At 65.4% G+C, this 25,281-nt stretch carries 24 protein-coding genes and 2 pseudogenes; 15 read left to right on the top strand and 11 right to left on the bottom strand.

Annotation, left to right across the window (positions count from 1 at the left end):
• Positions 1–196: 196 nt before the first annotated feature.
• The 5 genes from mepA (at position 197) to modC (ending at position 4,405) form a co-directional block, all read left to right on the top strand.
• Positions 197–1,141, top strand: a complete 945-nt coding sequence (mepA, locus tag BRAGE_RS0141555; RefSeq protein WP_027564241.1) for a penicillin-insensitive murein endopeptidase — start codon at positions 197–199, stop codon at positions 1,139–1,141.
• A gap of 389 nt (positions 1,142–1,530) precedes the next feature.
• Positions 1,531–2,034, top strand: coding sequence for a hypothetical protein (locus BRAGE_RS0141550; RefSeq protein ID WP_027564240.1), 504 nt, complete (start codon positions 1,531–1,533; stop codon positions 2,032–2,034).
• A gap of 185 nt (positions 2,035–2,219) precedes the next feature.
• Positions 2,220–3,005, top strand: a complete 786-nt coding sequence (modA, locus tag BRAGE_RS0141545; protein WP_027564239.1) for a molybdate ABC transporter substrate-binding protein — start codon at positions 2,220–2,222, stop codon at positions 3,003–3,005.
• 39 nt (positions 3,006–3,044) lie between these two features.
• Positions 3,045–3,740 carry a molybdate ABC transporter permease subunit gene (gene modB, locus BRAGE_RS0141540; protein WP_027564238.1) on the top strand — a complete coding sequence of 232 codons (696 nt, stop codon included), beginning with the start codon at positions 3,045–3,047 and terminating at the stop codon, positions 3,738–3,740.
• 2 nt (positions 3,741–3,742) lie between these two features.
• On the top strand, positions 3,743–4,405 hold the full coding sequence (modC, locus tag BRAGE_RS0141535) for a molybdenum ABC transporter ATP-binding protein (protein WP_027564237.1): 663 nt from the start codon (positions 3,743–3,745) through the stop codon (positions 4,403–4,405).
• Positions 4,406–4,565: 160 nt separating this feature from the next.
• Here the strand turns inward: modC and BRAGE_RS0141530 are convergent, their stop codons facing one another.
• Positions 4,566–4,826 (bottom strand): PepSY domain-containing protein, encoded by a 261-nt coding sequence (locus BRAGE_RS0141530; protein WP_027564236.1) that lies wholly within the window; start codon positions 4,824–4,826, stop codon positions 4,566–4,568.
• A gap of 173 nt (positions 4,827–4,999) precedes the next feature.
• Positions 5,000–6,793 (bottom strand): potassium/proton antiporter, encoded by a 1,794-nt coding sequence (locus tag BRAGE_RS0141525; protein WP_027564235.1) that lies wholly within the window; start codon positions 6,791–6,793, stop codon positions 5,000–5,002.
• Between the two features lie 207 nt (positions 6,794–7,000).
• Here BRAGE_RS0141525 and BRAGE_RS0141520 point away from each other — a divergent pair, with 207 nt between their 5' ends.
• Positions 7,001–8,317, top strand: coding sequence for a mechanosensitive ion channel family protein (locus BRAGE_RS0141520; protein ID WP_028146497.1), 1,317 nt, complete (start codon positions 7,001–7,003; stop codon positions 8,315–8,317).
• Positions 8,318–8,437: 120 nt separating this feature from the next.
• Positions 8,438–9,256 (top strand): type I methionyl aminopeptidase, encoded by an 819-nt coding sequence (map, locus tag BRAGE_RS0141515; RefSeq protein ID WP_027564233.1) that lies wholly within the window; start codon positions 8,438–8,440, stop codon positions 9,254–9,256.
• Positions 9,257–9,263: 7 nt separating this feature from the next.
• On the opposite strand, the gene BRAGE_RS0141510 is transcribed toward map, so the two are convergent.
• Positions 9,264–9,878, bottom strand: a complete 615-nt coding sequence (locus BRAGE_RS0141510; RefSeq protein WP_231164165.1) for an Ada metal-binding domain-containing protein — start codon at positions 9,876–9,878, stop codon at positions 9,264–9,266.
• Positions 9,879–9,918: 40 nt separating this feature from the next.
• Here BRAGE_RS0141510 and BRAGE_RS0141505 point away from each other — a divergent pair, with 40 nt between their 5' ends.
• Together BRAGE_RS0141505 and radC are read left to right on the top strand one after the other, a co-directional pair.
• Positions 9,919–10,926 (top strand): DMT family transporter, encoded by a 1,008-nt coding sequence (locus BRAGE_RS0141505; protein ID WP_231164166.1) that lies wholly within the window; start codon positions 9,919–9,921, stop codon positions 10,924–10,926.
• A 41-nt stretch (positions 10,927–10,967) separates the two neighbouring features.
• The gene (gene radC, locus BRAGE_RS0141500) at positions 10,968–11,681 is read left to right on the top strand and encodes a RadC family protein (RefSeq protein WP_027564230.1); all 714 of its coding nucleotides are present in this window, start codon (positions 10,968–10,970) and stop codon (positions 11,679–11,681) included.
• Between the two features lie 101 nt (positions 11,682–11,782).
• On the opposite strand, the gene BRAGE_RS0141495 is transcribed toward radC, so the two are convergent.
• Positions 11,783–13,414 carry a GMC family oxidoreductase gene (locus tag BRAGE_RS0141495; RefSeq protein WP_027564229.1) on the bottom strand — a complete coding sequence of 544 codons (1,632 nt, stop codon included), beginning with the start codon at positions 13,412–13,414 and terminating at the stop codon, positions 11,783–11,785.
• Between the two features lie 142 nt (positions 13,415–13,556).
• Here BRAGE_RS0141495 and BRAGE_RS53890 point away from each other — a divergent pair.
• Positions 13,557–13,790 (top strand): annotated as a pseudogene (locus BRAGE_RS53890) (JAB domain-containing protein); the annotation flags it as partial.
• Between the two features lie 27 nt (positions 13,791–13,817).
• Positions 13,818–14,603, top strand: coding sequence for a DUF4239 domain-containing protein (locus BRAGE_RS0141485; protein ID WP_027564228.1), 786 nt, complete (start codon positions 13,818–13,820; stop codon positions 14,601–14,603).
• Between the two features lie 18 nt (positions 14,604–14,621).
• On the opposite strand, the gene BRAGE_RS0141480 is transcribed toward BRAGE_RS0141485, so the two are convergent.
• Positions 14,622–14,942, bottom strand: a complete 321-nt coding sequence (locus BRAGE_RS0141480; RefSeq protein ID WP_027564227.1) for a hypothetical protein — start codon at positions 14,940–14,942, stop codon at positions 14,622–14,624.
• A gap of 339 nt (positions 14,943–15,281) precedes the next feature.
• Between BRAGE_RS0141480 and BRAGE_RS51030 the strand changes: the two genes are divergently transcribed.
• Complete coding sequence (locus BRAGE_RS51030) at positions 15,282–17,198, top strand: PQQ-binding-like beta-propeller repeat protein (protein ID WP_108914704.1); 1,917 nt, start codon at positions 15,282–15,284, stop codon at positions 17,196–17,198.
• A gap of 76 nt (positions 17,199–17,274) precedes the next feature.
• On the opposite strand, the gene BRAGE_RS0141470 is transcribed toward BRAGE_RS51030, so the two are convergent.
• Positions 17,275–17,583, bottom strand: a complete 309-nt coding sequence (locus tag BRAGE_RS0141470) for a hypothetical protein (RefSeq protein WP_027564226.1) — start codon at positions 17,581–17,583, stop codon at positions 17,275–17,277.
• A gap of 113 nt (positions 17,584–17,696) precedes the next feature.
• The gene (locus tag BRAGE_RS0141465) at positions 17,697–18,074 is read right to left on the bottom strand and encodes a hypothetical protein (RefSeq protein ID WP_027564225.1); all 378 of its coding nucleotides are present in this window, start codon (positions 18,072–18,074) and stop codon (positions 17,697–17,699) included.
• 284 nt (positions 18,075–18,358) lie between these two features.
• On the opposite strand from BRAGE_RS0141465, the gene BRAGE_RS0141460 reads away from it, so the two are divergent.
• From BRAGE_RS0141460 to BRAGE_RS55425, 3 genes and pseudogenes are all read left to right on the top strand, one after another.
• Positions 18,359–19,747 carry a peptidoglycan-binding protein gene (locus tag BRAGE_RS0141460; protein ID WP_027564224.1) on the top strand — a complete coding sequence of 463 codons (1,389 nt, stop codon included), beginning with the start codon at positions 18,359–18,361 and terminating at the stop codon, positions 19,745–19,747.
• 170 nt (positions 19,748–19,917) lie between these two features.
• Positions 19,918–21,072, top strand: a complete 1,155-nt coding sequence (locus BRAGE_RS0141450; protein ID WP_141263356.1) for a hypothetical protein — start codon at positions 19,918–19,920, stop codon at positions 21,070–21,072.
• Positions 21,073–21,621: 549 nt separating this feature from the next.
• Positions 21,622–21,984: pseudogene (locus BRAGE_RS55425) on the top strand (peptidoglycan-binding protein); the annotation flags it as partial.
• Here the strand turns inward: BRAGE_RS55425 and BRAGE_RS0141440 are convergent.
• The 4 genes from BRAGE_RS0141440 to BRAGE_RS0141425 are packed head-to-tail and all read right to left on the bottom strand — an operon-like array spanning position 21,968 to position 25,279.
• Complete coding sequence (locus tag BRAGE_RS0141440) at positions 21,968–22,660, bottom strand: AprI/Inh family metalloprotease inhibitor (RefSeq protein ID WP_027564222.1); 693 nt, start codon at positions 22,658–22,660, stop codon at positions 21,968–21,970. The pseudogene BRAGE_RS55425 and the gene BRAGE_RS0141440 overlap by 17 nt on opposite strands.
• Positions 22,660–23,649, bottom strand: a complete 990-nt coding sequence (locus BRAGE_RS0141435) for a 2-hydroxyacid dehydrogenase (protein WP_027564221.1) — start codon at positions 23,647–23,649, stop codon at positions 22,660–22,662. The genes BRAGE_RS0141440 and BRAGE_RS0141435 overlap by 1 nt, the downstream gene beginning before the upstream one ends.
• The gene (locus BRAGE_RS0141430) at positions 23,649–24,467 is read right to left on the bottom strand and encodes an ABC transporter permease (protein ID WP_027564220.1); all 819 of its coding nucleotides are present in this window, start codon (positions 24,465–24,467) and stop codon (positions 23,649–23,651) included. The genes BRAGE_RS0141435 and BRAGE_RS0141430 overlap by 1 nt, the downstream gene beginning before the upstream one ends.
• A complete protein-coding gene (locus BRAGE_RS0141425; RefSeq protein ID WP_027564219.1) occupies positions 24,464–25,279 on the bottom strand; it encodes an ABC transporter ATP-binding protein in 816 nt (271 codons plus the stop codon). Before BRAGE_RS0141425 ends, BRAGE_RS0141430 begins: the two co-directional genes overlap by 4 nt.
• Positions 25,280–25,281 lie beyond the last annotated feature (2 nt).

Below are 25,281 nucleotides of genomic sequence, written 5' to 3'. Positions count from 1 at the left end.
CTATTCCTCACGCCGCGCACGAATTTTGGTCAATGCAGTCTAAGGTTATCGGGCCGTTAAAAATCGGCCGACCGACACAGAATTTTGCAACGGCCTAGTTGGAAATGTGGATCGTGGTGTTGCGCGCGCCGTGAAGGCGGCGCCCACGAGCCTAATTCTTAACCCTGACGCGGCGTTGGGTTATAAGGATGTCAGCATGAGTCCCCGCCGCATCGCTCCCCTCCTGCTCGTCATGACGCTCCTGGCCGCCGGCGACGCGCTGGCCCAGGACAAGGGCAGCGTCACCCCGAAGCCGCTGCCGCCGCTGGCCAATCCCAACGATCCGCATCTCGGCGCCAAGGAGCTGTTCGCGCGAAAACTGCTGCCCTCGACGGGGCCGGCGCATGTCATCGGCTCCTACACCAAGGGCTGCATCGGCGGCGCCATGCAGATGCCGCTCAACGGCGACAACTGGCAGGTGATGCGGCTGTCGCGCAACCGCAACTACGGCTATCCTGACATGATCGCGCTGATCAAGCGCCTGGCTGCCAAGGCGCACAAGGACGCGGGCTGGCCGGGCATTTTGGTCGGCGACATCGGCCAGCCGCGCGGCGGCCCGGCGCTGTCGGGCCATGCCAGCCACCAGATCGGGTTAGACGCCGACATCTGGCTGACGCCGATGCCGGACCGGCGGCTCTCGCGCGAGGAGCGCGAGGAGATGTCGGCGGTGATGATGGTGCGGCCGGACCGGCTCGACGTCGATCCGAAGGTGTTCACACCTAGCCATGTGCTGGTGCTGCGCGACGCGGCACAGGAGCCGGCGGTGCAGCGCATCTTCGTCAATGCCGCGATCAAGAAGGCGCTGTGTCGCGAGGCCAAGGGCGACCGTTCGTGGCTGTCGAAGATCAGGCCGTGGTGGGGCCACGACTATCACTTCCACATCCGCATGCGCTGCCCGGCGGGCGCCGGCGACTGCGAGGGCCAGCCGTCGCAATCCGACGACGAGGGCTGCAAGCCGTCCGACCTCGCTTATTGGTTCTCGGACGCCGTGCTGCATCCAAAACCGCCGCCGGAGCCGCCGAAGCCAAAGCCGCCGATGACGCTGGCGCAGATGCCCGCGGCCTGCAAGGCGGTGCTGCATGCAGGGGATGCGAAGCCGTAGGGCAGTTGGGCGTGCTGCCGCCTCCCTCTCGGTGTCGTCCCGGGGCGCGAAGCGAGCCCGGGACCCCTGCGCGAGCGCTTGCGCTCGTCGCATAACCACAGGAAGACGTGTGGCCCGAAGCAGGTCACTCCGAATCCCCGTAACACACCTGACTGTGGCTATGGGTCCCGGATCGGCGCTCCGCTTCGCTGCGCTTGTCCGGGACGACAGTTGCGATTGGGCGCGCGACCCGAGATGACGAAGTAGTTGGTTGGTTCGCTCCAATCAAATGCGCTAAGATCGGTTTGCCGCCCTGGCCGTAAGCCCGCGGCATCCCGGGATGCGCATCCCGTTTCACGCGAAGACTTTCCGCAAGCCGCGCCCGCGCGCGGCCAACGATGAGATTTGACATGCGCATCCTCGCCCTCCTCGCTGTGCTTTCGCTCAGTGCGACCTCCGCTCTGGCCGCCGAGGAGCCGAGCGGCTGCGACAAGTTCAAATGGCCGATCGAGCGTGAGCGCGCGGCGCTGACGGCGCCGGACCGGACCAAGCTGGCCTCGGGGGCCGAGCAGGCTGCGCTGCCGGCGGCCGCCATCACGCTGGGGCTGGTCGCGCCTCAGGACGCCAAGCTGCCGACGCCGCCGGAGCGGGCGCCGAAGGACGGCACCTTCGCCGGCTTCACCAGCATCAAGGCGGCGAAGGCCGGGCTCTACACGATCAGCCTCTCCTCCGGAGCCTGGGTCGACGTGGTCCAGGACGGGCATTTCCTCAAGCCCGTGGCCTTCAGCGGCGCCACCGATTGCCAGGGCATCCGCAAGACCATGAAATATGAGCTCTCGGACAAGCCCTTCGTGCTCCAGGTCAGCGGCGCCAAGGACAATTCGCTGTCGATCGCGATCCTGCCGGCGCAATAGATTAGACAAACGGTCGCCTTTGACCTGAAGCCCCAGCCTGCTATCTTCGCAACTGCGATATCCCCGCCGGCCGTAAGCCGCTGCGGGGACGCGTGGAACAGCGCTTCCGCCCGTCGCGACCAGACTTAACCCAACGCCAGATTTGCGCGTGCGCCTGCGCGCGCGAGCTCGCACGGAGCGCATCCATGATTCGTATTGCCGGACTTTTCACCGCCTTCGTCATCCTCGCGGGCGCGAGCCTCTCGCCTGCCAGCGCCGAGGACAAGACCATCACCGTGTTCGCCGCGGCCTCGATGAAGAACGCGCTCGACGAGGTCGATGCCGCCTACACCGCCAAGACCGGCGTCAAGTTCAGCGTCTCCTATGCCGCGAGCTCGGTGCTCGCCAAGCAGATCGAGCAGGGCGCGCCGGCCGACGTGTTCGTCTCGGCCGATACCGACTGGATGGACTACGCGGCTTCCAAGAAGACCATCAACGAGCCTTCCAGGGTCAACCTGCTCGGCAACAGCATCGTGCTGATCGCGCCGAAGGATTCCAAGGTCGACAACGTCACCATCGCGCAAGGTTTTGATCTCGCCAAGCTCGCCGGCGACGGCAAGATCGCGACCGGCGACGTCAAGTCGGTGCCGGTCGGCAAATACGCCAAGGCCGCGCTGGAGAAGCTCGGCGCCTGGCAGGCCGCGGAGCCGAAATTCGCGATGGCCGAGAGCGTGCGCGCCGCACTGACGCTGGTCGCCCGTGGCGAGGCCGCGCTCGGCATCGTCTATTCCACCGACGCCAAGGTCGAGCCCGGCGTGAAGATCGTCGGCACCTTCCCGGCGGACTCGCACCCTGCGATCATCTACCCGGTCGCGGCGACCACGACCGCGAAGCCGGAGACGAATGATTATCTCGCCTTCCTCCGCTCGACCCCCGCCAAGACCATTCTGGAAAAATACGGCTTCAAGTTTCTGGTCAATCCGACAACCTGATTTTTGCGGCTTGATTTTGCCACCTGATATTACGACTTGATGCTCGACATCTCGCCCGCCGAATGGACGGCGATCCTGCTCTCGCTCAGGGTCGCCGTCATCGCCACGCTGGTCGCAACGCCGTTCGGCATTGCGCTGGCGTGGCTGCTCGCCCGCAAGGATTTCTGGGGCAAGTCGGTGCTGGATGCCGTCGTGCATCTGCCGCTGGTGCTGCCGCCTGTCGTCACCGGCTATCTGCTGCTGCTCACCTTCGGCCGCCGCGGCCTCGTCGGCGGCTTCCTCGCCGATCATCTCGGCATCGTGTTCGCGTTCCGTTGGACCGGCGCCGCGCTCGCCTGCGGCGTGATGTCGTTTCCGCTGCTGGTCCGGCCGATGCGGCTGTCGATCGAGGCGATCGACCGAAAGCTCGAGCAGGCCGCCGAGACGCTCGGCGCCGCGCCGTGGAAGGTGTTCTTCACGGTGACGCTGCCGCTGGCGCTGCCCGGGGTGCTCGCCGGCATGGTGCTGGGCTTTGCCAAGGCGATCGGCGAGTTCGGCGCGACCATCACCTTCGTTTCCAACATTCCCGGCGAGACCCAGACGATTTCCTCGGCGATCTATTCGCTGATCCAGACGCCCGACGGCGATGCCGCGGCGGCCCGGCTCGTGATCGTCTCGATCGTGCTGGCGATCGGCGCGCTGATCGCCGCCGAATGGTTCGCCCGCCGCGCGACGCAGCGCCTGCACGGGAATTGACCATGCTGCGCGTCGACATCGAAAAGAAGCTCGGCGAATTCTCGCTCTCGGCATCCTTCGCCGGCGAGGGCCGTGTCATCGGCCTGTTCGGCGCCTCCGGCGCCGGCAAGAGCTCGCTGGTCAACATGATCGCCGGGCTGTTGCGGCCCGATCGCGGCACCATCGTGATCGACGGCGACACCGTCGACGACACCGCTTCCGGCATCCATGTGCCGACCTATCGCCGCCGCATCGGCTATGTGTTCCAGGACGCGCGGCTGTTTCCGCATTTCAGCGTCGCGCAGAATCTCGACTACGGCCGTCGCATGAACGGGCTTGCGCCTGATCCCGGCCAGCACAAGCGCATCATCGACCTGCTCGACATCGGCGCGCTGCTCGACCGCCGCCCCGGAAAGCTCTCCGGCGGCGAGCGCCAGCGCGTCGCGCTCGGCCGCGCGCTGCTGTCGAAGCCGCGCCTCCTGCTGCTCGACGAACCGCTCGGTGCGCTCGACGAGGGCCGCAAGCTCGAGATCCTGCCCTATCTGGTGCGGCTGCGCGACGAGGCCAATGTCCCCATGGTCTATGTCAGCCACGACGTCGCCGAGCTGCGCCAGCTCGCCACGCAAATCGTGATGCTGAAGCAGGGCCGCGTGACGTCGTTCGGCGGGGTGAAGGTGCTGACGTGAGGCGACGTGCGTGTGCTGGTGAGCGTCGCCTCAACCACCGCAGTCATGCCCCGGCTTGACCGGGCATCCAGTACGCCGCGGCTTCTCCGTGTCCACGCACCGTCTCTGGAATACTGGATTGCCCGCTTTCGCGGGCAATGACAGCGGGGGTGTAGTGTGTCTACCAGCCGCGATCGACGTTGCGCACCTCGCCGGTCCGCGCATCGACATCGACCTCCATCCAGCGACCGGTGCGGTCGCGGCCTTCGATCTGCCATTCATCGCCGAGGAAGTTCGTGTGCGAGACCGTCGTGACGCCGATGTCCGTCGCGACATCGAGCGCGACTTGCATCGAGATCTGGTCGCCGGTGTCATAGGCCATCGCCGGCGCAGCCGATCCGAGACCGATCGCGACGATGGCAGGCAAGATGAAACTTCGCATGGAACTGCTCCTGTCAAAGACGTTGACCGTCACGCGAAGAACGGGCAACGCAGCGGAGCGTTCCGGAACCAGCGGTCACGAAGGCGCGCAAATCTTCGGCGGTTGCGGCGATCTGGTGGCGGTTTCTCGTCATTCCGGGGCGCCCGAAGGGCGAGCCCGGAATGACGGAGAGGTCAGACCCCCGCGACCGAGGTCCACACATCCGCCAGCTTGCGGCGCAGCGCCTGCCGGCGCGTCAGCGGCGCGGGCGGCTCCTCGTCTTCGGGCAAGCGCAGGCCTACGACATTGACGCGGCCGCCGGAGATGCTGCGCGCGACCAGCACGATCGCGTCCAGCGGCAGCTCGGCGCCCTCCTTCGGCGCGCGGTCGAGATGGACGTCGAAAAAGTCGGCGAGCGTCAGCTTGCTCTCGTCATCGCTCACCTTCACGCCGTAGATCTCGGCGAGCTCGGCCAGCGTATGCTCGGCCGACACCATGAAGTCGCCGAGCAGATGCGGATCCGGCGCCGAGCTCGGCTGCATGTCGACGAAGAAGCGGTCGAGCGCTTCGGCCTTTTCCGGCGGCGCCAGCAGGTAGATGTAGTCGCCGGGCGCGATCGGATCGGCCTCCGTCGGCGTCAGGATGTTCTCGTTGCGGATCACCAGCGTCGGCTTGGACCAGGACGGGATCAGGCCACGGCGGAAATAGAGGCTCTTGGATCGCACCGGATAGCCGACGAGCTGCTGCTCGAGCTGGCCGGGCAGGTCGAGCTCGACACGGCGCGGGCCGCGCTCGGCGCGCGGCAGCGCAACGTGCAGCTTGCGCGCGGCCGGCGCAAGCGTCCAGCCCTGCAGCAGCAGCGAGATGATCACGACGACGAAGGCGACGTCGAAATAGAGATAGGCCTTCGACAGGCCGACCAGCATCGGGATCGAGGCCAGGAAGATCGCGACCGCGCCGCGCAGGCCGGTCCAGGCGATGAAGATCTTCTCGCGCCAGTTGAAGCGGAATGGCGCGAGGCACACGAACACCGCGAGCGGCCGCGCCACCAGCATCAGCACCAGCGCGACGGCAACGGCCGGCAGCACGCTGGCGCCGAGCCGGATCGGCGAGACCAAAAGGCCAAGCAGCACGAACATCACGATCTGCGCCAGCCAGGTCGCGGCATCGAGGAAGGTCACCACCGAATTATGCGCGCGGGTCGGCCGGTTGCCGATGATGATGCCGGCGAGATAGACCGCGAGGAAGCCGGAGGCGTGCATGATCTGCGAGCCGCCGAAGATCACCAGCGCGCCGGTGGTGACGAACGGCGCATGCAGGCCCTGCGGCAGCGCCACCTGGTTCAGCGCGATGACGACGAGGCGCCCGCCGATGACGCCGACCACAGCGCCCAGCGCCGCCTCCTGCACGAACTCCATGAACACATGGCCGGGCGAGCTCGAGCCGAGCGAGATGTATTCGACCAGCATCAGGGTGAGGAAGATCGCGAAGGGATCGTTGGTGCCGGATTCCGCCTCCAGCGTCGCGCCGACGCGCGGGCGCAGGCGCAGGCCCTGGGTGTGCACCAGCAGGAACACCGCGGCGGCGTCGGTCGAGGCGACCACGGCGCCGACCAGCAGCGATTCCGCCCAGTTGAGATCGAGCGCGAATTTCGCGAACGGCGCCGTGACCAGCGCGGTCAGGAGCACGCCGACGGTGGCGAGCACAAGGGACGGGGCGAGCACGGTGCGGATGCTGGCAAAGCGCGTCTTCAGGCCGCCGTCGAACAGGATCAAAGCGAGGGCCACCGAGCCGACCAGATAGGTGGTGCCGACGTCGTTGAACTGGATCTGCCCGGGGCCGGAATCCCCGGCGAGCATGCCGATGGCAAGGAAGACGAGCAGCAGGGGCGCGCCGAAGCGCAGCGCGAGCAGGCTCGACAGGATACCGGCCATCACCAGGACGGCGCCGAGCAAAATGGCGAGGCTGAAGGAGTCGAGGGAGGCCATCCACCTTCCGGGTACAAATCGCTGGATTTGCATCCTTATCGTCGGCATTCCCCCACGCCAACCCATTTTCGCTACTCGCGGCAATGTGCCCGTATTTTGCTGCCTTAACGCGCTTCACTTCACGGTGTATCGATGGCCCGGCCGCACCCTTTGTGGGATTCTGCGGCACCCTCGAATCAATCCTCTCCCCGCCTTCCGACGAGACCTATGGACATGGACCTCAAAGACTTCATGGAGTTCGTGCAGACGACCGCGCGCAGCGTCGGGGCGGAGATTTCCTCACCCTGGTTCTACCTGCAATTTGGTCTCATTCTCGCGGCAGCCGGCCTCGCCTATGCCGCCGAAGCCGGCATTCGCAATCGCGTCGACATGACATCGCTGGCGATGGGCTGGCCGCTGCCGCTCCGGCACTTCTCGCGGGTGATGATGTCGAGCGCCTCGACGGCGGTGTTCACCCTGCTCGTGATCATTTCCCGCGTCGTGATGTACCATGCGACCTGGCCTAGCCGCAGCTATCTCCTGATGGTAGCCGCCAAGATGGGGCTGGCCTGGCTCGTGATCCGGCTGGTGACCTCGGTCCTGCGCAACGCCTTCATCGTCAAGCTGGTCTCGATCACCGCCTGGTTCGTCGCGGCGCTGTCCATCATCGGCCAGCTCGATTCGACGGTCGATCTGCTCGATTCCTTCGCCATCGTGCTCGGCGGCCTCAGGCTGACGCCGCTATTGGTGATCAAGGCCGGCGCGCTGCTGCTGATCGCGCTGTGGGCCACCAACATCGCGAGCAATTTCGCCGAGAGCCGGATCAACTCGACCACCGACCTGACGCCGTCGGTGCAGGTGCTGCTGGTCAAGATCATCCGCATCGGGCTTCTTGCCGTCGCCATCGTGATCGCGCTCGGCGCCGTCGGCATCGACCTCTCGGCGCTCGCGGTCTTCTCCGGCGCGGTCGGCGTCGGCATCGGTATCGGCCTGCAGAAGATCGTCGCCAATTTCATCTCGGGGATCATCCTGCTCGCCGACAAATCGGTGAAGCCGGGCGACCTCGTCACCATCGGCGACAACACCGGGCGCATCAGCGCGATGAAGACGCGCTATATTTCCGTCGCCGCCGGCGACGGCCGCGAATTCCTGGTGCCGAACGAGGACCTGGTGACGCAGAAGGTCGTCAACTGGACCTATACCGACAAGAACACGCTGGTGAAGATCGCCTTCGGCACCAATTACGATGCCGACCCGCGCTTGGTCACCAAGCTCGCCGCCGAGACCGCCGCCGCCCATCCGCGCGCGACGAAGGGCAAGCCGCCGAACAGCATCTTGACCGAATTCGCCGAGGCCGGGATGAAGTTCTCGCTGACCTTCTGGATCGCCGACCCCGACGGCATGGACAACGTCAAGAGCGACGTCATGCTCGCGCTGTGGGAGGCCTTCAAGCGCGAGGGCATCCGAGTTCCCTACCCTGTCCGCGAAATCCGCGTCCGCGGCGGCGCCCTGCCGGTCGAAACCACCGTAGAAGTCCCAAATTAGGCCCGCTTTCGGGCGCATGCTGCATGCTCGGCTTGCATGAACGCCGGCAATCATTAAGTTAGGACATGAAATCAAGCCTTTCCGCCGACATCGAGATTCAGCCCAGAAGACCGCACAAGCATGAGCTACGTCGAAGCCACCGATACCTCCCTGCGTAAGACCGGACAGATCAAGCTGCATGGGCCTGCCGCCTTTGCCGGCATGCGCAAGGCGGGAGCGCTGGTGGCAAAGTGCCTCGACGAGCTCACCGACATCGTCGCCCCCGGCGTGCCGACCTCTGTCATCGACGAATTCGTCCGCGACTTCGCCTTCAGCCACGGCGCCTATCCGGCGACGCTGATGTATCGCGGCTATCGCTACTCGACCTGCACCTCGCTGAACCACGTGGTCTGCCACGGCATGCCCGGCGACCGTCCGCTGAAAGAGGGCGACATCGTCAACATCGACGTCACCTTCATCGTCGACGGCTGGTACGGCGATTCCAGCCGGATGTATGCGGTCGGCCCGATCGCGCGCAAGGCGGAGCGGCTGATCGAGGTGACGTATGAGGCGATGATGCGCGGCATCGCGGCGGTGAAACCCGGCGCCACCACCGGCGACATCGGCCACGCCATCCAGAGCTTTGTCGAGCCGCAGGGCATGAGCGTGGTGCGCGATTTCTGCGGCCACGGCCTCGGGCGCATGTTCCACGACGAGCCGAACATCATCCATATCGGCCGGCCCGGCGAAGGCGTGCAGCTCAAGCCCGGCATGTTCTTCACCATCGAGCCGATGATCAATCTCGGCAAGCCGCATGTGAAGATCCTGTCCGACGGCTGGACTGCCGTGACCCGCGACCGCTCGCTGTCGGCGCAGTTCGAGCATTCGGTCGGCGTCACCGCCACCGGCGTCGAGATCTTCACGCTGTCGGAGCGGCACGGCGAGAAGCAGATCGGGTGATGGCCGCCTAGCGGCGCCGGCGGAACGACGATGGCGCCCGCTTGTAGGTCGCGGCAAAGGCGTCGTTGAAGCGGCGAACGCTGCCGAAGCCCGCCGCAAAGGCAATCTCCGCCAACGTCATCTCGGTCTGATCGATCAGGCGCTTCGCCTCCTGCACGCGCCGCGTCGCCGCGATCTCGCTCGGGCTGGCGCCGGCATGGCGCAGGAACAGGCGCAGCAAATGGCGCGGCCCGACGCCAAGCGCTTCGGCCAGCTCCGCGGCAGTGGCGCGATCCAGAAAACCGTCATTGATCAGGCGCATGCCGCGCGCGACGGTGGTGGCCGTGCCCATCCAGGCGGGCGAGCCCGGTGCCGTTTCCGGCCGGCAGCGCAGGCACGGGCGGAAGCCGGCCCGCTCTGCGGCCGCCGCGGTCGCATAGAAGGTGACGTTCTTCGAGCGCGCCGGGCGAACCGGACAGACCGGGCGGCAGTAGATCTTCGTCGACCGAACGCCGGAAAAGAACAGGCCATCGAAGGCACGCGCCCGCGCGAGGCGCGCCCGGTCGCAGGTCGCCCAATCGAGATGCGGTGGTAGCGCCGGTGGCTGCGCGGAAACCTTCGCCATGATGAAATGATAATTCATCTGACTTCGCCGGGTAGCTGAAATCGGACTCGGTCGGGCGATGAGGTCCGAATTCAGCCAGCCTGCGCCGGCGCGCCGGATCATGGTCCCGGTCTATCCGGAGAAGATTCGCATGAGCACGCAGGCGCAACGAACGACGTCAGGACAAATCACTCTCGTAGTCGAGATCGGGCTTCTGCTGCTGCTCTCGCTGATCTGGGGTAGCTCCTTCACGCTGATCAAGGTCGCGGTGCCCACGATTCCGCCGTTCACGATGGTTGCCGTGCGCGTGACGATCGCGGCCATGCTTCTCCTGCTGCTCGCCATCGCACAGGGACACGCCCTTCCCCGCCAGAGGTCGGTCTGGGCGGCCTTCTTCGTGCAAGGGCTGCTGCAAAGCGCATTGCCTTTCACCCTGATCAGCTGGGGCGAGGTCTCCATTCCGAGCGGTCTTGCCGGGGTGCTCAATGCCACCCCGCCGATGTTCGTGCTTGCGATCGCGATCACCACCGGACGCGGGCGGCAGGCCGTCACCAGGCGGAAGATCATCGGCGTCGCGCTCGGCCTTGCGGGCGTCGCGCTTTCGATCGGCACCGATGCGCTTTCCGGGGTCAGCACGACGGCGCCGCTGGCGCAGGCAGCCGTGCTCGGCGCCAGCCTCTGCTACGCACTCGCACCGATGTGGGGCCAGCGGTTCTCGAAGCTTCCCGCCATCGTCACAGCCGCCGGCGCCATGAGCTGTGCCGCGATCCCGATGGTTCCCGCCGCACTCATCCTCGAGCGGCCCTGGACGCTCGCGCCGACGTCGCAGGCGGTCGCGGCCGTCATCGTCCTCGCCATTGTCTGCACCGCGCTCGCGATGGTGATCTATTTCCGCCTGATCCGCACGCTTGGCCCACTCGGCACCACCAGCGGCAGCTATCTGCGCGCGGGATTTGCGGTGGCGCTGGGCACGGCATGGCTCGGCGAGCGCTTCACCCTGTCGAGCATGGCCGGAATGGTATTGATCCTCGCCGGCGTCGTCGCCATCACGTTGCCGCCATCGGCACGGACCAGCCGGGGCAATTGAAGGTTGCAAAAACGGCGATCCGCGGCGATGCTCCGGGCCCGATGCCCGCCAAGCCAGACCACGACAAGAGCAAGCCGGAGGATGCGCCGCATTATCACGGCCATCGCGAGCGGCTGCGCGAGCGTTTCTATAGCGCCGGCGCGGACGCGCTCAGCGACTACGAGCTCCTGGAGATGGCGCTGTTTGCGGCGCTGCCGCGACGCGACACCAAGCCGCTTGCGAAGACGCTGATCAAGACGTTCGGCTCGTTCGCCGAGGTCGTGCACGCGCCGGTGGCGCGCCTGCGCGAGGTCGACGGCGTCGGCGAAGCTGCGATCAACCAGCTCAAGCTGATCGCCGCGGCGGCGCACCGCGTCGCCAAGGGCGAGGTCAACAGCCGCAACGCGCTGTCGTCCTGGAACGAGGTGATCGACTATTGCCGCACCAGCATGGCCTTTGCCGACAAGGAGCAATTCCGCCTGCTCTTCCTCGACAAGCGCAACCAGCTGATCGCCGACGAGGTGCAGCAGACCGGCACAGTCGATCACACCCCGGTCTATCCGCGCGAGGTGATCAAGCGCGCACTGGAATTGTCGGCAACCGCCTTGATCCTCGTGCACAATCATCCCAGCGGCGATCCCTCGCCCTCGCAGGCCGACATCCAGATGACCAAGGCGATCATCGAAATCGCCAAGCCGCTCGGGATTGCCGTGCACGATCACATCATCGTCGGCAGAAGCGGGCATGCGAGCCTGCGCGGGATGCGGCTGATTTGAATGCCGTCGACGCTTGGGGCTAATCTTGGGACTAACTTTGGGGCTAACTCAAGCGAACCTGACCGCGAACCTCGCAGAACGACGCGATTGGAGAGCGTCCCTCAACAACCGGGCGTTGGAGCGAGGACTGGCCTGCCTCGCAAGACATCAGAAGCCCTTTCCGCGATCATGATGACTGCTGCGTTGATGTTACCGCCAATCAAGTCCGGCATGACCGATGCGTCGACAACGCAGAGGTTCTCAACCCCATGAACGCGCAACTCGCTGTCAACAACGGCCATTCCATCGCTTTCCGGTCCCATGCGGCAGGTGCCGAGCGGGTGATGGACGGTGATCCCCGTGGCCGCGATATGGGCGTCGAGCCCGGAGTCCGACCAGCTGTCCGGGCCCGGCGCCAGTTCGGCGGCAATGAACGGTTTCATCGCAAGCTGATGCCCGACGTCGCGCGCCAGCCGCAGGCCCTGGCGCAGGACGATGCGGTCGTGATCAGTCGCAAGATAGTTGCCGACGATCCGTGGGGCGGCTGATGGATCGCGCGAAACGAGGTCCAGATGCCCCCGACTCTCCGGCCTGAGCAGGACGACCCGGCAGGAGAAGCCGTCGGCGTAGGGCTGCACGACCGGGCTGAAGTAGGGTCCGGCCGTCATGGGAAGCGCGACGAACAGGAACTGCACATCCGGCACGTCGCCGCCGACCCCGGTGTTCAGGAACGCCATGGCGGCCGCGGGCAGGTCGCTCGCGATGCCGGTGCCGAACAGCTGTTGCCGCACCAGATCGATCGCGATCCGGTCGGCGCGCATGCGTCTGTGCAACGGACCGGCGCCGCGTCGAGCATAGGCGACCGGCGCGGAGATGTGGTCCTGCAAGTTCTGTCCGACGCCGCGCAGCACCATGCGGACCGGAATGTCGTGGCGCCGAAGAACGTCGGGATCGCCAATGCCCGACAGCATCAACAGATGCGGCGAACCGATGACGCCGGCGGCAAGGATGATCTCGCGATCGGCATGAGCTGTCTGCGTCCTGCCGCCGTGCAGGTACTCGACGCCGACCGCGCGTCGGCCCTCGAAGATCATGGAGCTTGCCCGGGCACCCGTGACGATGTCGATCCGGCCGCGCCGCAGCGCCGGCCGCAGATAGGCAACGGCCGCGCTGCATCTCCGTCCACGGCGGATGGTCGATTGCCAGCGGCCGAAGCCTTCCTGTTGTGCGCCGTTGTAGTCCGGTGTGGCCGGATGGCCGGCTGCTTCTCCCGCCGCCATGAAGGCGTCCACGAGAGGATCCTGGTAGCGGCAGAAGCGCGTGGTGAGCGGGCCGTCGCCGCCGCGCCAGGCGTCGGCACCTCCTTCCCATGACTCCTGCCGCCGGAAATAGGGAAGGACGTGCGCATAGGACCAGTCGGGAAGCCCGGCCGACGCCCACCGGTCATAGTCGCTGCGATGGCCACGCACATAGGCCATGGCGTTGGTCGAAGATGAACCGCCGATGACCTTGCCGCGCGCGAACTCGATGTGCCGGCCGCCCATGCTCGCTTCGGGCTCGGTGAAGAAGCCCCAGTCGTTCCGCTGCTTGAGAAACATCCGCGGCCACAGCAGCGGGACGTGGATATGCAGATCACGATCCCAGCCACCGGCTTCCAGCAGAAGCACGCGCGTGTCGGGGTCCTCTGTCAGACGGCTGGCCAGCGTGCAGCCAGCGGACCCGGCCCCAACAATGACGTGGCTGTATGTAACCATCTCGTTCTCCCTCGATATGGTTTAGTCCTTTGAGGTGAGAGCTGAAGTCCGCTGATGATCACTCGTGAGTGAAATGGCTTATACAGGCGCCTTCATGTGCTAACGTGATCATCACAATCGATCACGTCTTACACTCCCCTGTCCACGTCCCCTGCTACGACCAGCACTTGAAAATCGATCGTGTGTTCAATGTGACGCACGAAGGCATAGTGTCATGCACAATCATCCCAGTGGCGATCCCTCGCCCTCGCAGGCCGACTTCGAGATGACCAAGGCGATCATCGACATCGCCAAGCCGCTCGGGATTGCCGTGTACGATCACATCATCGCCGGCGGAAGCGGCCACGCCAGTTTGCGCGTAATGCGGTTGATCTAGGGCCGCAAATCAGGCGACAAGAACGGCATGAGCGACTGGCTGCACAATCTGCCGGTGCCCGTGATGGCGCTGGTGATCTTTGGGTTCACCTTTTCTCTGGCCGCGGCGATCTTCGCAGGCATCGCGCTGGCTGCGACGGAGGAGCGCGCCAAATCGCTGAAGGCGATCTCGCCGGGGATGCTGCCGGTGCTCGGCATCATCTTCGGCCTGTTCGTTGCCTTTACCGCAGCGCAGGTCTGGGGCGACAGCGACCGCGCCAGCGCCGCGGTGAGCCGCGAGGCCAGCGCGCTGCGCAGCGTCGTGCTGCTGTCCGCCGGCCTGCCGGCGGAGCAGGAGACCAGGCTGCGCGGCCTCGTGCGCGACTATGTCGGGCAGGCGGTGACGGTGGAATGGCCGTTGATGGCGCATCAGCAGGCCTCGCTGAAGGTGACGCCGCCGGCGCTCGCGGAAGCCCTGCAGCTCGTCGTCGCCATGACGCCTCAGGGTACGGGGCAGGCGAACGTGCAGCGCGAGCTGATCGCCGCGCTGGAGCAGGCGCTGGATGCGCGGCGGCAGCGGATCATCGTCAGCCTCGCCGCGGTCAACCCGGTCAAATGGTGGTGCCTGTATCTCCAGGCGGCCTGCGCGCTGCTGGTGATCGGGCTCGTTCATTGCGACAATCGCCTGGGATCGGCGATCGCGATGGGCCTGTTCGCGACCGGCGTCGCCACCTCGGTGCTGCTGATCGCCGCCCACGACCGGCCGTTCGCCGGGCAAATCTCGATCCAGCCGGAGCCGCTGCTCCAGATCATGCCGGCGGACGCGAAGAGTTAAAGCGCGAGCGCTCGAGCCTTAATAGCAATAGCGGGCATCGACCCGGACGTAATAGCCGTCGGGGCGCTGCATGTAGCAGCCGCGCTGATAGGCGTAATAGCCGGAGCGGCGGCGCTCGCCCTCGGAGGCGATGGCGGCGCCCGTGCCGGCACCGACGACGGCGCCGATTGCCGCGCCGCGGCCGCCGCCAAGCGCGCCCCCGAGGATCGCCCCGCCGACACCGCCGATGATCGCGCCGCCGAGGGCATCCTGGGCCGCCGCTTCATGCACCGGCATCGCCGCCGCGACCGTCAGACATGCCGCGATTGCAAAACCTCCAATACGAAGACCTCGAAGCATGGTTCGCCCTCCCTGTGGTGAGGCAAGTCTTAACGCCCGCGATGGATTCAAGCCAGATCAAATCGCCTGCCTTGCGGCTCCGGGCACCGGCAGAGGTTGCCCTGGGACGTGGACTGATCAAGACGCAGCCTTAGCCTGATTGCCGCGAGCTGAACGAAGGCAAGATAGTTGGCGGCGAGCCTGTCATGGCGCATCGCAACCGGGCGACATTGTTTGATCCCGATGGCCAGCCACCGGTAACCTGGCCCCGAAGCTCGCTTTGGTTGTTTATTCGTGGTACGCGTTGACGACCGCGCGCGCCGATCTTCTGTTGCCAAAGCACGCTTCGTTTATGCGAGGATGGCGAGAATGACGAGTACGGGCAGGCACCGCTCTGGATACACGCTCTTCGCACGTCTCCTGCTTGCAGTGGGCATATTGCTCACTGGCGTGCTTCCGGATCATGCGGAGGAGGCCCCAAGCTCGCGTGGCGAGACGCTCTACCGCACGCGCTGCTCGTCGTGTCACGAGGGTGGCGTGGCACGCGCGCCTGACGCCAAAGCGCTGCGGCAATTCAGGCCCGAGCGGATGAGCTTTGCCTTGATGTTCGGCATGATGAGCCAGCAGGGGCGCGACCTGAGCCAACAGGAAATTCAGGACATCGTTCGCTATCTCGTCGGGACACCATCGGAGCAGCAGCAGCCACTACCGGATTCCACGTGCGGTGAGCGGGGCCCCGCGCTTGCGGACGCTTCGTTGCCGCGCTGGAACGGCTGGGGCGTCGACATCGCTCAACACCGGTTTCAACCCGCTGTCATGGCCCAGCTTTCGCCGGACGATGTTCCGCGCCTGAAGCTCAAATGGGCGTTCGGCTTTCCCGGCGATACCAGAGCCTACGCGCAGCCGACGGTTTGGGGCGGCCGGGTCTTCGTGGGCAGCGCGGGGGGCAAGGTCTATGCGCTGGATGCCAGACTCGGCTGCCAGCGCTGGGTGTTCGACGCCGGCTTCGGCGTACGCACCGCGATCACCATCGGTGAGGATGAGCGGGGCACGACCGCTTATTTCGGCGATCAACGCGGCGAAGCTTATGCGCTCGATGCCGAGAGCGGGAAGCTGCTGTGGAGGAGACGTGTCGATGCGCATGCGGGGGCCCTGATCACGGGCGCGCCGACATTGGCCAATAATGTGCTCTATGTGCCGGTCTCCTCCATCGAAGAAGTGTTGGCGATCGATCCACGCTATCCTTGCTGCACCTTCCGCGGTCTGATTGCCGCGCTCGACGCCAGGACCGGCGAGGTGCTGTGGCGCGGCTATGTCAGCCCGCCGGCCCAGCCAATCCGCCTCAACGAGATCGGTGTCCAGCTCTTCGGACCCTCTGGCGGTGCGATCTGGTCGTCGCCGACCATCGACCTCAAGACAAACCGGATCTATGCGACGACGGGCGACAGTTACCTGGACCCGGCGTCCACGACCTCCGACGCGTTTGTGGCCTTCGATCTGGGCACCGGACGGCTCGCCTGGTCGCGGCAGATGACCGAGGGTGATGCCTACAACGTCGCGTGCGGCAGCCAGTATCGCGCTAACTGCCCCGGCACCAAGGGTCCCGATTTCGATTTCGGCTCCTCTCCGATCCTGGTCGATCTACCTGACGGACGTCGTGCGCTCGTTGCCGGCCAGAAATCCGGCATGGTGTACGCGGTCGATCCGGACCGCGATGGTGCCGTCATCTGGCAGCGCCGGGTGGGACTCGGCAGCACGCTCGGCGGCGTGCAATGGGGCTCGGCTGCGGACGATGCGAACGTCTATGTCGCGGTGTCCGATGTCGGCCTGAAGGCCGTGCCGCCGGACACGGCCGGCGCGCAAAAATCGGTCTTTGGGACACCCATGAAGCTCGATCCAAGTCAGGGCGGCGGGCTGTACGCGATGAACCAGGCGACGGGCGAGATCGTCTGGCACGCGGCACATCCGGGCTGCGGAGATCGGCCGGGATGCAGCCCTGCGCAGTCCGCTGCGGTCACCGCGATTCCTGGTGTGGTGTTCTCCGGCGGACTGGACGGCCACCTGCGGGCCTATGCCGCCAAGAACGGCGAGATCATCTGGGACGTCGACACCATGCGGGACTATGCGACCGTCAACGGCGTGTCGGCGCATGGCGGCTCGCTCGATGGACCGGGACCGGTGATCGCCGGGGGCATCCTCTACGTCAACTCGGGCTACACAAATTATGGTACCGCGCCCGGCAACATGCTGCTCGCCTTCTCCGTGGACGGACAATAGGCGGGAAGCGAAGCGGGCATGATTTATGAGTACGCACCCCGATCCCCGGCTTCGCGGGGCTTCGGTCGCGGCGGCCTCACTTGCCGAGCACGAAGGCGACGACGATGCGCTCCGGCGTCTGCTTGAATTCCGTGGTGACGGATTCGCGGACAAGTCCGGCGAGCTCGTTCAACGGCTTGTCTTCGTAGGGACGCGGGAATTGGACCGTCACCACCACCAGCCGCCCATTGTGCCAATTGAAGCCCACCGCCGGCTTGACGCCGGTCGATTGTTCGAGGTCGGTTTCCACCGCTTTCGATTGCTTGAGCCCCTCCGTCACCGTGCTGAAGGCATCGCAGCCCGCAAGTGTCGTTGCGCAAGCGAGCAGCAGCATAAATCTGGACATGAAGATTCCCACCGGTGACGATGGCGAACATGATTGGGCATAAAGCCTGCGTCGTCAACGGGCGGTTGCGCTACCGAATCGATACACGCCATCTTCGCGGCCGGCGCGAGCGGTCAGCCGGGCTCGATCCAGCGCTGTACGGCCTCCGCGGTGTCGGCGGGCGTGGTGTTGAAGCAGATCGCCGCGTCCGGCGCCAGGCGATGGACGAGGTTGAGCACCTTCTCGAACATCAGCAGCCGCTCCTTCGGCTCGCGCAGGCCCGCGCCGATCACGATGCAGTCGAAGCGCTCGTCGCGCAGCGCCGCGGTGACGGCGGCTTCCGCCGTCAGATCGAGGTCGATCAGGCAGCTCGTGACCTCGAAGCCGAGATCGCGCAGACGCAACAGCTGCGCCTCGATATAGTCGCGCACGAGCTCCGGTGTGAGCTGCGGGAACGCGCCGTAATCCGCATTGCCGGGTTCGATGCCGATCGCGAGGACGCGTTTGGCCATGCAGGGCTCCTTGCCGAACCTTCCGGCTCGTCAACCGACTGACGGCCCCGCCAGTTCCTTTGGGGCGGCCGCCCGGCCGGCGCCGATCCCCGCCCCATCCTGCCGCTCGTTTCCCGCCAAGGCTGTAAGCCAGTTCACATGCGCCGGGCGGACAAGGTGCCACATTCGAAGGGGATCACGCTGGAGTCACGCGCTGATCACGGCGCCTGATTCACTCTGATCTGCGCGACCCCCGGCCAATTTTCATCGATTTCGCAATTCATCGCTTTTCACGGGAGCAGGACATGAAGGTGTCATTCGAGGCCATCAAGGACGAATACGAACGAAACTGGTCCAACATGAGGATCCGGCCCGGGCGGGCCGACGCCGCCACCGAAGCGGCGCGCAAGGCCATCAGCCACAAGGACACGTACACCGAGATCCAGAACAAGACCGACGTGCCCTGGTGGTTCGTCGCGGTGCTGCACTCGCGTGAATCCAGCTTCAACTTCAACACCTATCTCGGCAACGGCCAGGCGCTCAATCGCGTCACGACCATCGTCCCCAAGGGGCGCGGCCCGTTCGCCTCGTTCGCCGAAGGCGCCGTCGACGCGCTCAGGCTGGAGGGATTCGTCGGCGCCCGCGACTGGGGCATCGCGAGGACGATGTTCCGCCTGGAGCAATACAACGGCTTCGGCTATCGCGGCCGCGGGGTCAACTCGCCCTATCTCTGGTCGGGCTCCAACGTCTACGGCCCGCCCGAGCAAAGGGGCGGCAAGTTCGTCGGCGACGGCTCGTTCGACCCGGGCACGGTCGATCCGCAGCTCGGCGCCGCGGTGATCCTCAAGGCGATGATGGAGCTGGATGCGTCGATTACCTTCGACGGCGGCCCGGCCATGCTGAGCCATCTCGAACCCGAGGAGCAGATGGCGTCGACGGCGCTGTTGATGCAGAAATGCCTCAACAACCTCGGCGCCAGTCCCATGCTGGATGAGGACGGCATCGTCGGACCGAAGACCAAGGCGGCGGTGGCGCAGTTTCAGCAAGAGCACGGCATCACCGAAACCGGCGTCCTCGACACGATGACGGTTGCCGCCATCACGCGCGCGGCGCAGCAGCCGGTCACCCCCGCGCCGACCGGCGACCTGTCGCAGATCCTGAAGCGGCTGGAGGATCTCGCCCAGATCATGCGGGGCGGCCCGCCGACGCCAAGCACGCCGCCCGTGACCACGCCGCCGGCTGCCAACGATCCGATCACGCTGTTCGAGCGGCTCTTCGCCCTCATCAACAACAAGACGGTGCCGGTGTCCGGAACGACCAATGCGGCCAACCCTGCTCCCGTCGACCAGTTGAAGCAGGTCGTCGATCTGCTCAGCACGTTGCTCAACAAGGACGGCAAGCCCGTCCTCGGCCAGGTCAACGGCGCGCTCGGCGAGACCATCGGCAAGCTCCTCAACGGCAAGAAGACCGCGCTCGGCCTCGGCGGCGCGGTGCTCACCGCGCTGCTCTCGGCGGTGACGGCGAGCCCCAATGCCGGAGGCATTGCCGGACTGCTCGGAACCATCGTGTCCGCGGTGCCGGGCCTCGGCCAGTTCGCGATGCCGATCTCGCTGGCGCTCACCGCCTGGGGCGTGCTCGGCAAGCTGGAGAAATGGGCGCAAGGCACCGCGCCGCCGCCGAAGCCGACGACCTGACCGCTTCCACGAAGCACTCCCAACCGCTCGGGTTCGACACCTTCTCGAGCGGTTGGAGCGCCGTCGATCGGGTGGCCGGAGACCCGGCCACCCGGAACGGCTGGACGGCCGAGCAAGTCATCGTGCCTGCGTCGTGTCGAACCAAGCAAAGCTAGGGGCTTCGAACGAAGATGGCCGCATCGCTAGAACCCGAAATCGGAGATGTCTTTGCACGATGTCAGTCCTATTACCTGGACAACGAAGGTTCATTGTCACGAACAGGCTCGGCGTACGAAGCCGTCCGTGAAGCGCTCACTGCGATGTTGGAAGTGATGGCCCTGCTTCACGCAGAGCTCTACAGAGATCAGGGCTACAAGGTCGACAAGCAACACCCCGGCTATCTCATCAAATCCTACAGGGGCCTGCTGTTTCGCATCCCCTATCACGTGCTGCCGACGTTCCCGTCCGACGAGTCTTTGCCCGCCATCTGGGATCTTTCTCGAAAAATTCGCAACAGCAGCAAGTCCACGATTTCAATCAGCGGAAGCAACGTGCTCAGGAAACTGTTCGAAATCGTCGGCGACATCGATTTTTGCGAGTACTTCCGGGTCGCCCATGGATTCGACCGCGTCGTCAGGAACCTGGACGGCGATGCCAACGTGATGTGCCTGAAGCTCACGGTCTCGAATCCGGATCCCGTCTGGAAGTGGGACGAGCAAAGACCTACGGCTGACGCCCTCGCCGAAGCGATCAAACCTGCTGTCCTTAAGCAATCCACGTTCAAGATGGATTATGTCGGCGACATCGCTCATTTCGGGATTACGGAGATTTCCAACATTGTCATCGCGCTCGACGGCGATGGAAAGTCGGCAGGTCTGGTGAAAACGCACGCCGGGCAGGAGGTGCCGCTGACTTCAGTCGATTGGCTGCCAAATCAGATGAACGATCCGATCGATATGGGCCGCTACATCGACTGGCTGGCGAGAGCGATCAAGTCGCTTCAGCGAGAGGGCGATATGCGGAAGTGTCTCAAACGATGCGCTTCACTCTCGCGCATTCTTTATCTGCCCAGAATAACCGACGACATCGCGGCACTGGTGGACGAGCACCGCCCGTTTCTTCTGAACTACCAACTCGGCCAACTTCAAAGGCTTTGCGCGATGTTGAATACCCTGGAGGGAAAGCGACAGACCAAACTCGCAGCCATTGCGGAGGCCCAGCAGACCAGGCTTTCCGCAGAATTGGAGACGCTGGGTCAGATCGAGCCCGAGGCCCCCCAGCGTTTCGCGAACGAAGCGCATTCGATTGCCAACAGGCTGCTGACATATGTTCAAACCGACGACTGAGAGCCACCCGGGGAGGGAGCCATCGGCACCGAGAACAGAAGATTGATGGACGCACTCGAAGCATGGCCGCTTGATCGTGAGCAGCGGAGCTTCATCGATGCGGCTGCGGGAAGCCTGGACAGCGGCAAATCCGACAAGCTTGCGGCTCTGCTGGAGCAGGCCGCCAACACCGTTATTCGTTGCATGGCTTCTGTGCGCGAAGCCGAAGAAAAGGAGATGCTCGAGCGGAAGCAAGCGGACAACCATCTTGCCGTGACCACTGGACTCGACGAAGTGAGGGAGCCCACCTTCGAAAGTTCGTCTCGTCCGACAGGCAACTATGCGATCTGGCCGAGCCCGCTTGCGCAGGCGGATGCACTGGCACACGCGGCGGCCTATCAGCAAATCGAACGGCGGCTCGACGAGGTCACACAATTGATGCTGCTGCGCGGCGGCGGGGCGCCAGCCGGCGCCTCGCCTGCTGTCAGCGATGTGTCCAACCTGGTCAGGCAGCTGGTCCCGTTCGGCGACAAGGCGGCGTCGTTACCTCAAGCAACGGCCTCGGCCAGCCCGGCCTCGCTCGATCAGCTGAAGCAGGTGGTCGATCTGCTCAGCGTCCTGCTCAACAAGGACGGCGCGCCCGTTCTCGGCCAGGTCAATGGCGCGCTGGGCCAGACGATCGGCAAACTGCTGGACGGCAAGAAGTCGGCGCTCGGCATCGGCGGCGCGCTCGTCACCGCGCTGCTGTCCGCCGTGACGGCGAGCCCCAATGCGGGAGGCCTAGCCGGACTGCTCGGCACCATCGCGACCTCGGTGCCGGGAATGAGCCAGGTGGCGATGCCGATCCTGCTGGGCCTCGCCGCCTGGGGCGTGCTCGGCAAGCTGGAGAAATGGGCGCAAGGCACCGCGCCGCCGCCTACTGGCGCAGCATGATCAAGGGATCGGCGGTATCGGGGACGCGCCGCCACTGCGCGTTGTCGTCGGCCTCGAACTGCCAGGTCTCGCCTGATTTCGACATCAGGATGATCTGGCCGCGCTCGAGCCGCCATTGCGTCGGGTTGAACTGCGCGATCGCCGCGTCGCATTTCGGCTTGAGGAAGACCTGGAAATTGTCCTGGCCGGCTTCCGTGTTGGTCAGCGTCAAACCGCAGATCGGCTGGCCGTTGCCGCGCACCATGGCCCAGTCGCCGATCATCTGGTCCATCGACTTGGCCATCGAGCGCGCGGCGGCGAGGTCCTGCAGGATGTAGACACCCTCGCCCTGGCGCAGGCCTTCGAAGATGCCGGCCTCGACCTCGGTGAAGTCGATCACGGCTTCGCCGGTCGCATCCTGCAAGCGGACGATGTCGAGGCCCTTCACGCTCCAGGCGACGATATCCTTGGTGAAAGGCAGCGCGGCCTTGCAGGCCGGCTCGAGCTCGAGCTTGTAACCCTGCCCCGCGGCGTCGGCCTTGAGCGTGACGACGCAAGTCTTGCTGCGCTCGGTGGTCGAGAGCTCCCACTGCCCGGGCATCGATTTCTTCAGGGTCGTCGCATCCTGCGCATGCACAGGGCCGATCGCGGCAATGCATGCCGCGATGGTGAATGCAACGACCCGAAGAGCTCTCATCAGCGCCCCTTGAACGGCGTTTCGGCAACCGGCGTCAGCGGCGGCTTGCCTGAGAACCATGACTTGAGATTGTCGACCACGAGCTGGTCCATCGCATTGCGCGTGACCACCGAGGCCGAACCGATATGCGGCAGCAGCACGACATTCTGCATGGTCTTGAGCTCATCAGGCACATTCGGCTCGGCCGCGAACACGTCGAGGCCGGCGGCGAGGATGGTGCCTGATTTCAGCGCCTGAACCAGCGCCGGCTCGTCGACCACCGAGCCGCGCGCCACGTTGATCAGCACGCCGCGCGGGCCGAGCGCCTTCAGCACCTCGGCATTGATCATCTTGTTGGTCGAGGCCCCGCCGGGCACGATCACCATCAGCGTGTCGACCGCCTTCGCCATCTCGATCAGATCAGGATAGTGCTTGTAGGTGACGTCCTTGGACGGATTGCGGGAGTGATAGACCACCGGCACCAACGAGGCATCGAGCCGGCGGGCGATGGCCTGGCCGATCCGACCCATGCCGACGATGCCGACCTTGCGGTCGCGCAGCGAGCCGACGCTGAGCGGATAGTTCTGGGTCTGCCAGAGCCCGGAGCGGACGTAACGGTCGGCCTTGATGAACTCGCGCAAGGTCGAGATCAGAAGACCCATCGCGACGTCGGCGACCTCCTCGGTCAGCACGTCGGGCGTGTTGGTGACGATGATGTTGTGCTCGGCGGCGTATTTGGCGTCGATATGGTCGTAGCCGACGCCGAAGCTCGCCACCATCTCGATCTTGGGCAGCTGCGACAGCGACTCCCTGTCGGCGCGCACCGTGTGATAGGTCACCGCCACGCCGCGGATCTTCTCCCGGACCGCCGGCGTCAGCCGCTCGAGGTCGCCGCGGGTCTCGGCCTTGTGCACGACGAAATGATCGGAAAAGCCATTCTCGAGGATCGGCCGGACCGGTCCATAAATCAGAAGATCGATCTTTTCGGACGAAATCGAACCGGTAGACATCAGCTTTCCTTTCCAAGCGCGCTTTCGTGCCAGCGCCGTAAAACGAGGTGGGAAACTAGCGCCAGCACCCCATAGATGACAATCCCGGCCAGCGACAACAAAAGCAGCGCCGCGAACATGCGGGGTATGTTCAACCGGTAACCCGACTCGGCGATCCTGTAGGCGAGGCCAGAGCCGGCCCCGGCCGTGCCCGCCGCGATCTCGGCCACAACCGCGCCGATCAGCGACAGGCCGCCGGCGATGCGCAACCCACCGAGGATATAGGGCAGCGCTCCCGGCAGCTTCAGGAAGCGCAGGGTTTGCGGCGCAGAGGCGCCATAAAGCTGGAACAGTCCGGCCAGATTGCGGTCGACCGAATTGAGCCCGAGCGTGGTGTTGGACAGGACCGGGAAAAACGCGACGATGAAGGCGCAGGCGACGACCGCGGTCTGCTGCTCCAGATAGATCAGGAGCAGTGGCGCAATCGCGATGACAGGCGTCACCTGGAGCACGACGGCATAGGGGAACAGCGAATATTCGACCCATTTCGACTGGTTGAACAGCAGCGCCAGCGCGATGCCGCCGATGCTGGCGGCCACAAATCCCTCGAGTGTCGTCAGGAGCGTGGTGGCGAGCGATTGTGACAGCACCGCCCAGTCCTTGATCAGCGTCAGGAATATGACGGAGGGCGCCGGCAGCACGTAAGGCGGGATCTCCTTGATGCGGACCACCAGCTCCCAGACCGCGAGGCCGGCGGCGAACACGATGACGGGGAGCACGAAACGCATCGCGCGCTGCGCGGCGGATGGTTTTGCGGTGATGGAGCTTTGCGCGTTCATAGCGTCGACTGCCCCGAATAGGACGGCGCCAGCGCGGCCGACACTTTCCGGCAATAATCGGAATAGGCGGCGGAGGTGCGGAACTCCTCGCCGCGCGGCTCGACCGTCTCGATGCGGATGTCGGCCTGGATGCGGCCGGGGCGCGCCGTCATCACCACGACGCGTTGCGACAGATAGACGGATTCGAACACCGAATGGGTGACGAAGATGACGGTCTTGCGGAGGCTGCGCCACAGCGCCAGCAGGTCGTTATTGAGGCGAAAGCGCGTGATCTCGTCGAGCGCGGCGAACGGCTCATCCATCAGGAGGATGTCGGGATCGGTGACGAGCGCGCGCGCCAGCGACACCCGCATCTTCATGCCGCCGGAGAGCTCGCGCGGATAGGCCTCGGCGAAATCGGCAAGACCCACGCTCGCCAGCGCCTCATCGGCACGCGCACGCGCTTCCGCCTTTGGCAGGCCTGCAAGCTTGAGCGGCAGCCGCACGTTCTCGCGCACGCTGGTCCAGGGCATCAGGGTCGGCTCCTGGAACACGAAGCCGATGCCATGGCCCGGCTGCGGCACGCCCTCGTGCCGTGCCACCCGCACCGTTCCTGACGAAGGTGCGCTGAGCTCTGCGATGATGCGCAGCGCGGTCGACTTGCCGCAGCCCGACGGGCCGAGCAGCGAGATGAATTCGCCCTTGCGCACGGCAAGGTCGAGCGGCCCGAGCGCGATGACGCCATTGTCATAGACCTTGGTCACGCCACGCAGGCTGACGGCGAGGTGCGTCAGGCCGGTCTCGACCACGGGCGAAGTTTTGGCTGACGACATCG

Origin of the sequence: Bradyrhizobium genosp. SA-4 str. CB756 (genome assembly GCF_000473125.1) — a bacterium.
In the GTDB taxonomy this organism is placed as follows: Bacteria; Pseudomonadota; Alphaproteobacteria; order Rhizobiales; family Xanthobacteraceae; genus Bradyrhizobium; species Bradyrhizobium arachidis.
Note: the sequence above shows the minus strand (reverse complement) of the source record. Positions and strands in the feature narration are given on the sequence as shown.

Coding starts and splice junctions, on each gene's coding strand:
- mepA (WP_027564241.1), top strand. CDS start 197: ATGAGTCCCCGCCGCATCGCTCCCCTCCTGCTCGTCATGACGCTCCTG.
- BRAGE_RS0141550 (WP_027564240.1), top strand. CDS start 1,531: ATGCGCATCCTCGCCCTCCTCGCTGTGCTTTCGCTCAGTGCGACCTCC.
- modA (WP_027564239.1), top strand. CDS start 2,220: ATGATTCGTATTGCCGGACTTTTCACCGCCTTCGTCATCCTCGCGGGC.
- modB (WP_027564238.1), top strand. CDS start 3,045: ATGCTCGACATCTCGCCCGCCGAATGGACGGCGATCCTGCTCTCGCTC.
- modC (WP_027564237.1), top strand. CDS start 3,743: ATGCTGCGCGTCGACATCGAAAAGAAGCTCGGCGAATTCTCGCTCTCG.
- BRAGE_RS0141530 (WP_027564236.1), bottom strand. CDS start 4,826: ATGCGAAGTTTCATCTTGCCTGCCATCGTCGCGATCGGTCTCGGATCG.
- BRAGE_RS0141525 (WP_027564235.1), bottom strand. CDS start 6,793: ATGGCCTCCCTCGACTCCTTCAGCCTCGCCATTTTGCTCGGCGCCGTC.
- BRAGE_RS0141520 (WP_028146497.1), top strand. CDS start 7,001: ATGGACATGGACCTCAAAGACTTCATGGAGTTCGTGCAGACGACCGCG.
- map (WP_027564233.1), top strand. CDS start 8,438: ATGAGCTACGTCGAAGCCACCGATACCTCCCTGCGTAAGACCGGACAG.
- BRAGE_RS0141510 (WP_231164165.1), bottom strand. CDS start 9,878: ATGAATTATCATTTCATCATGGCGAAGGTTTCCGCGCAGCCACCGGCG.
- BRAGE_RS0141505 (WP_231164166.1), top strand. CDS start 9,919: ATGAGGTCCGAATTCAGCCAGCCTGCGCCGGCGCGCCGGATCATGGTC.
- radC (WP_027564230.1), top strand. CDS start 10,968: ATGCCCGCCAAGCCAGACCACGACAAGAGCAAGCCGGAGGATGCGCCG.
- BRAGE_RS0141495 (WP_027564229.1), bottom strand. CDS start 13,414: ATGGTTACATACAGCCACGTCATTGTTGGGGCCGGGTCCGCTGGCTGC.
- BRAGE_RS0141485 (WP_027564228.1), top strand. CDS start 13,818: ATGAGCGACTGGCTGCACAATCTGCCGGTGCCCGTGATGGCGCTGGTG.
- BRAGE_RS0141480 (WP_027564227.1), bottom strand. CDS start 14,942: ATGCTTCGAGGTCTTCGTATTGGAGGTTTTGCAATCGCGGCATGTCTG.
- BRAGE_RS51030 (WP_108914704.1), top strand. CDS start 15,282: ATGGCGAGAATGACGAGTACGGGCAGGCACCGCTCTGGATACACGCTC.
- BRAGE_RS0141470 (WP_027564226.1), bottom strand. CDS start 17,583: ATGTCCAGATTTATGCTGCTGCTCGCTTGCGCAACGACACTTGCGGGC.
- BRAGE_RS0141465 (WP_027564225.1), bottom strand. CDS start 18,074: ATGGCCAAACGCGTCCTCGCGATCGGCATCGAACCCGGCAATGCGGAT.
- BRAGE_RS0141460 (WP_027564224.1), top strand. CDS start 18,359: ATGAAGGTGTCATTCGAGGCCATCAAGGACGAATACGAACGAAACTGG.
- BRAGE_RS0141450 (WP_141263356.1), top strand. CDS start 19,918: ATGGCCGCATCGCTAGAACCCGAAATCGGAGATGTCTTTGCACGATGT.
- BRAGE_RS0141440 (WP_027564222.1), bottom strand. CDS start 22,660: ATGAGAGCTCTTCGGGTCGTTGCATTCACCATCGCGGCATGCATTGCC.
- BRAGE_RS0141435 (WP_027564221.1), bottom strand. CDS start 23,649: ATGTCTACCGGTTCGATTTCGTCCGAAAAGATCGATCTTCTGATTTAT.
- BRAGE_RS0141430 (WP_027564220.1), bottom strand. CDS start 24,467: ATGAACGCGCAAAGCTCCATCACCGCAAAACCATCCGCCGCGCAGCGC.
- BRAGE_RS0141425 (WP_027564219.1), bottom strand. CDS start 25,279: ATGTCGTCAGCCAAAACTTCGCCCGTGGTCGAGACCGGCCTGACGCAC.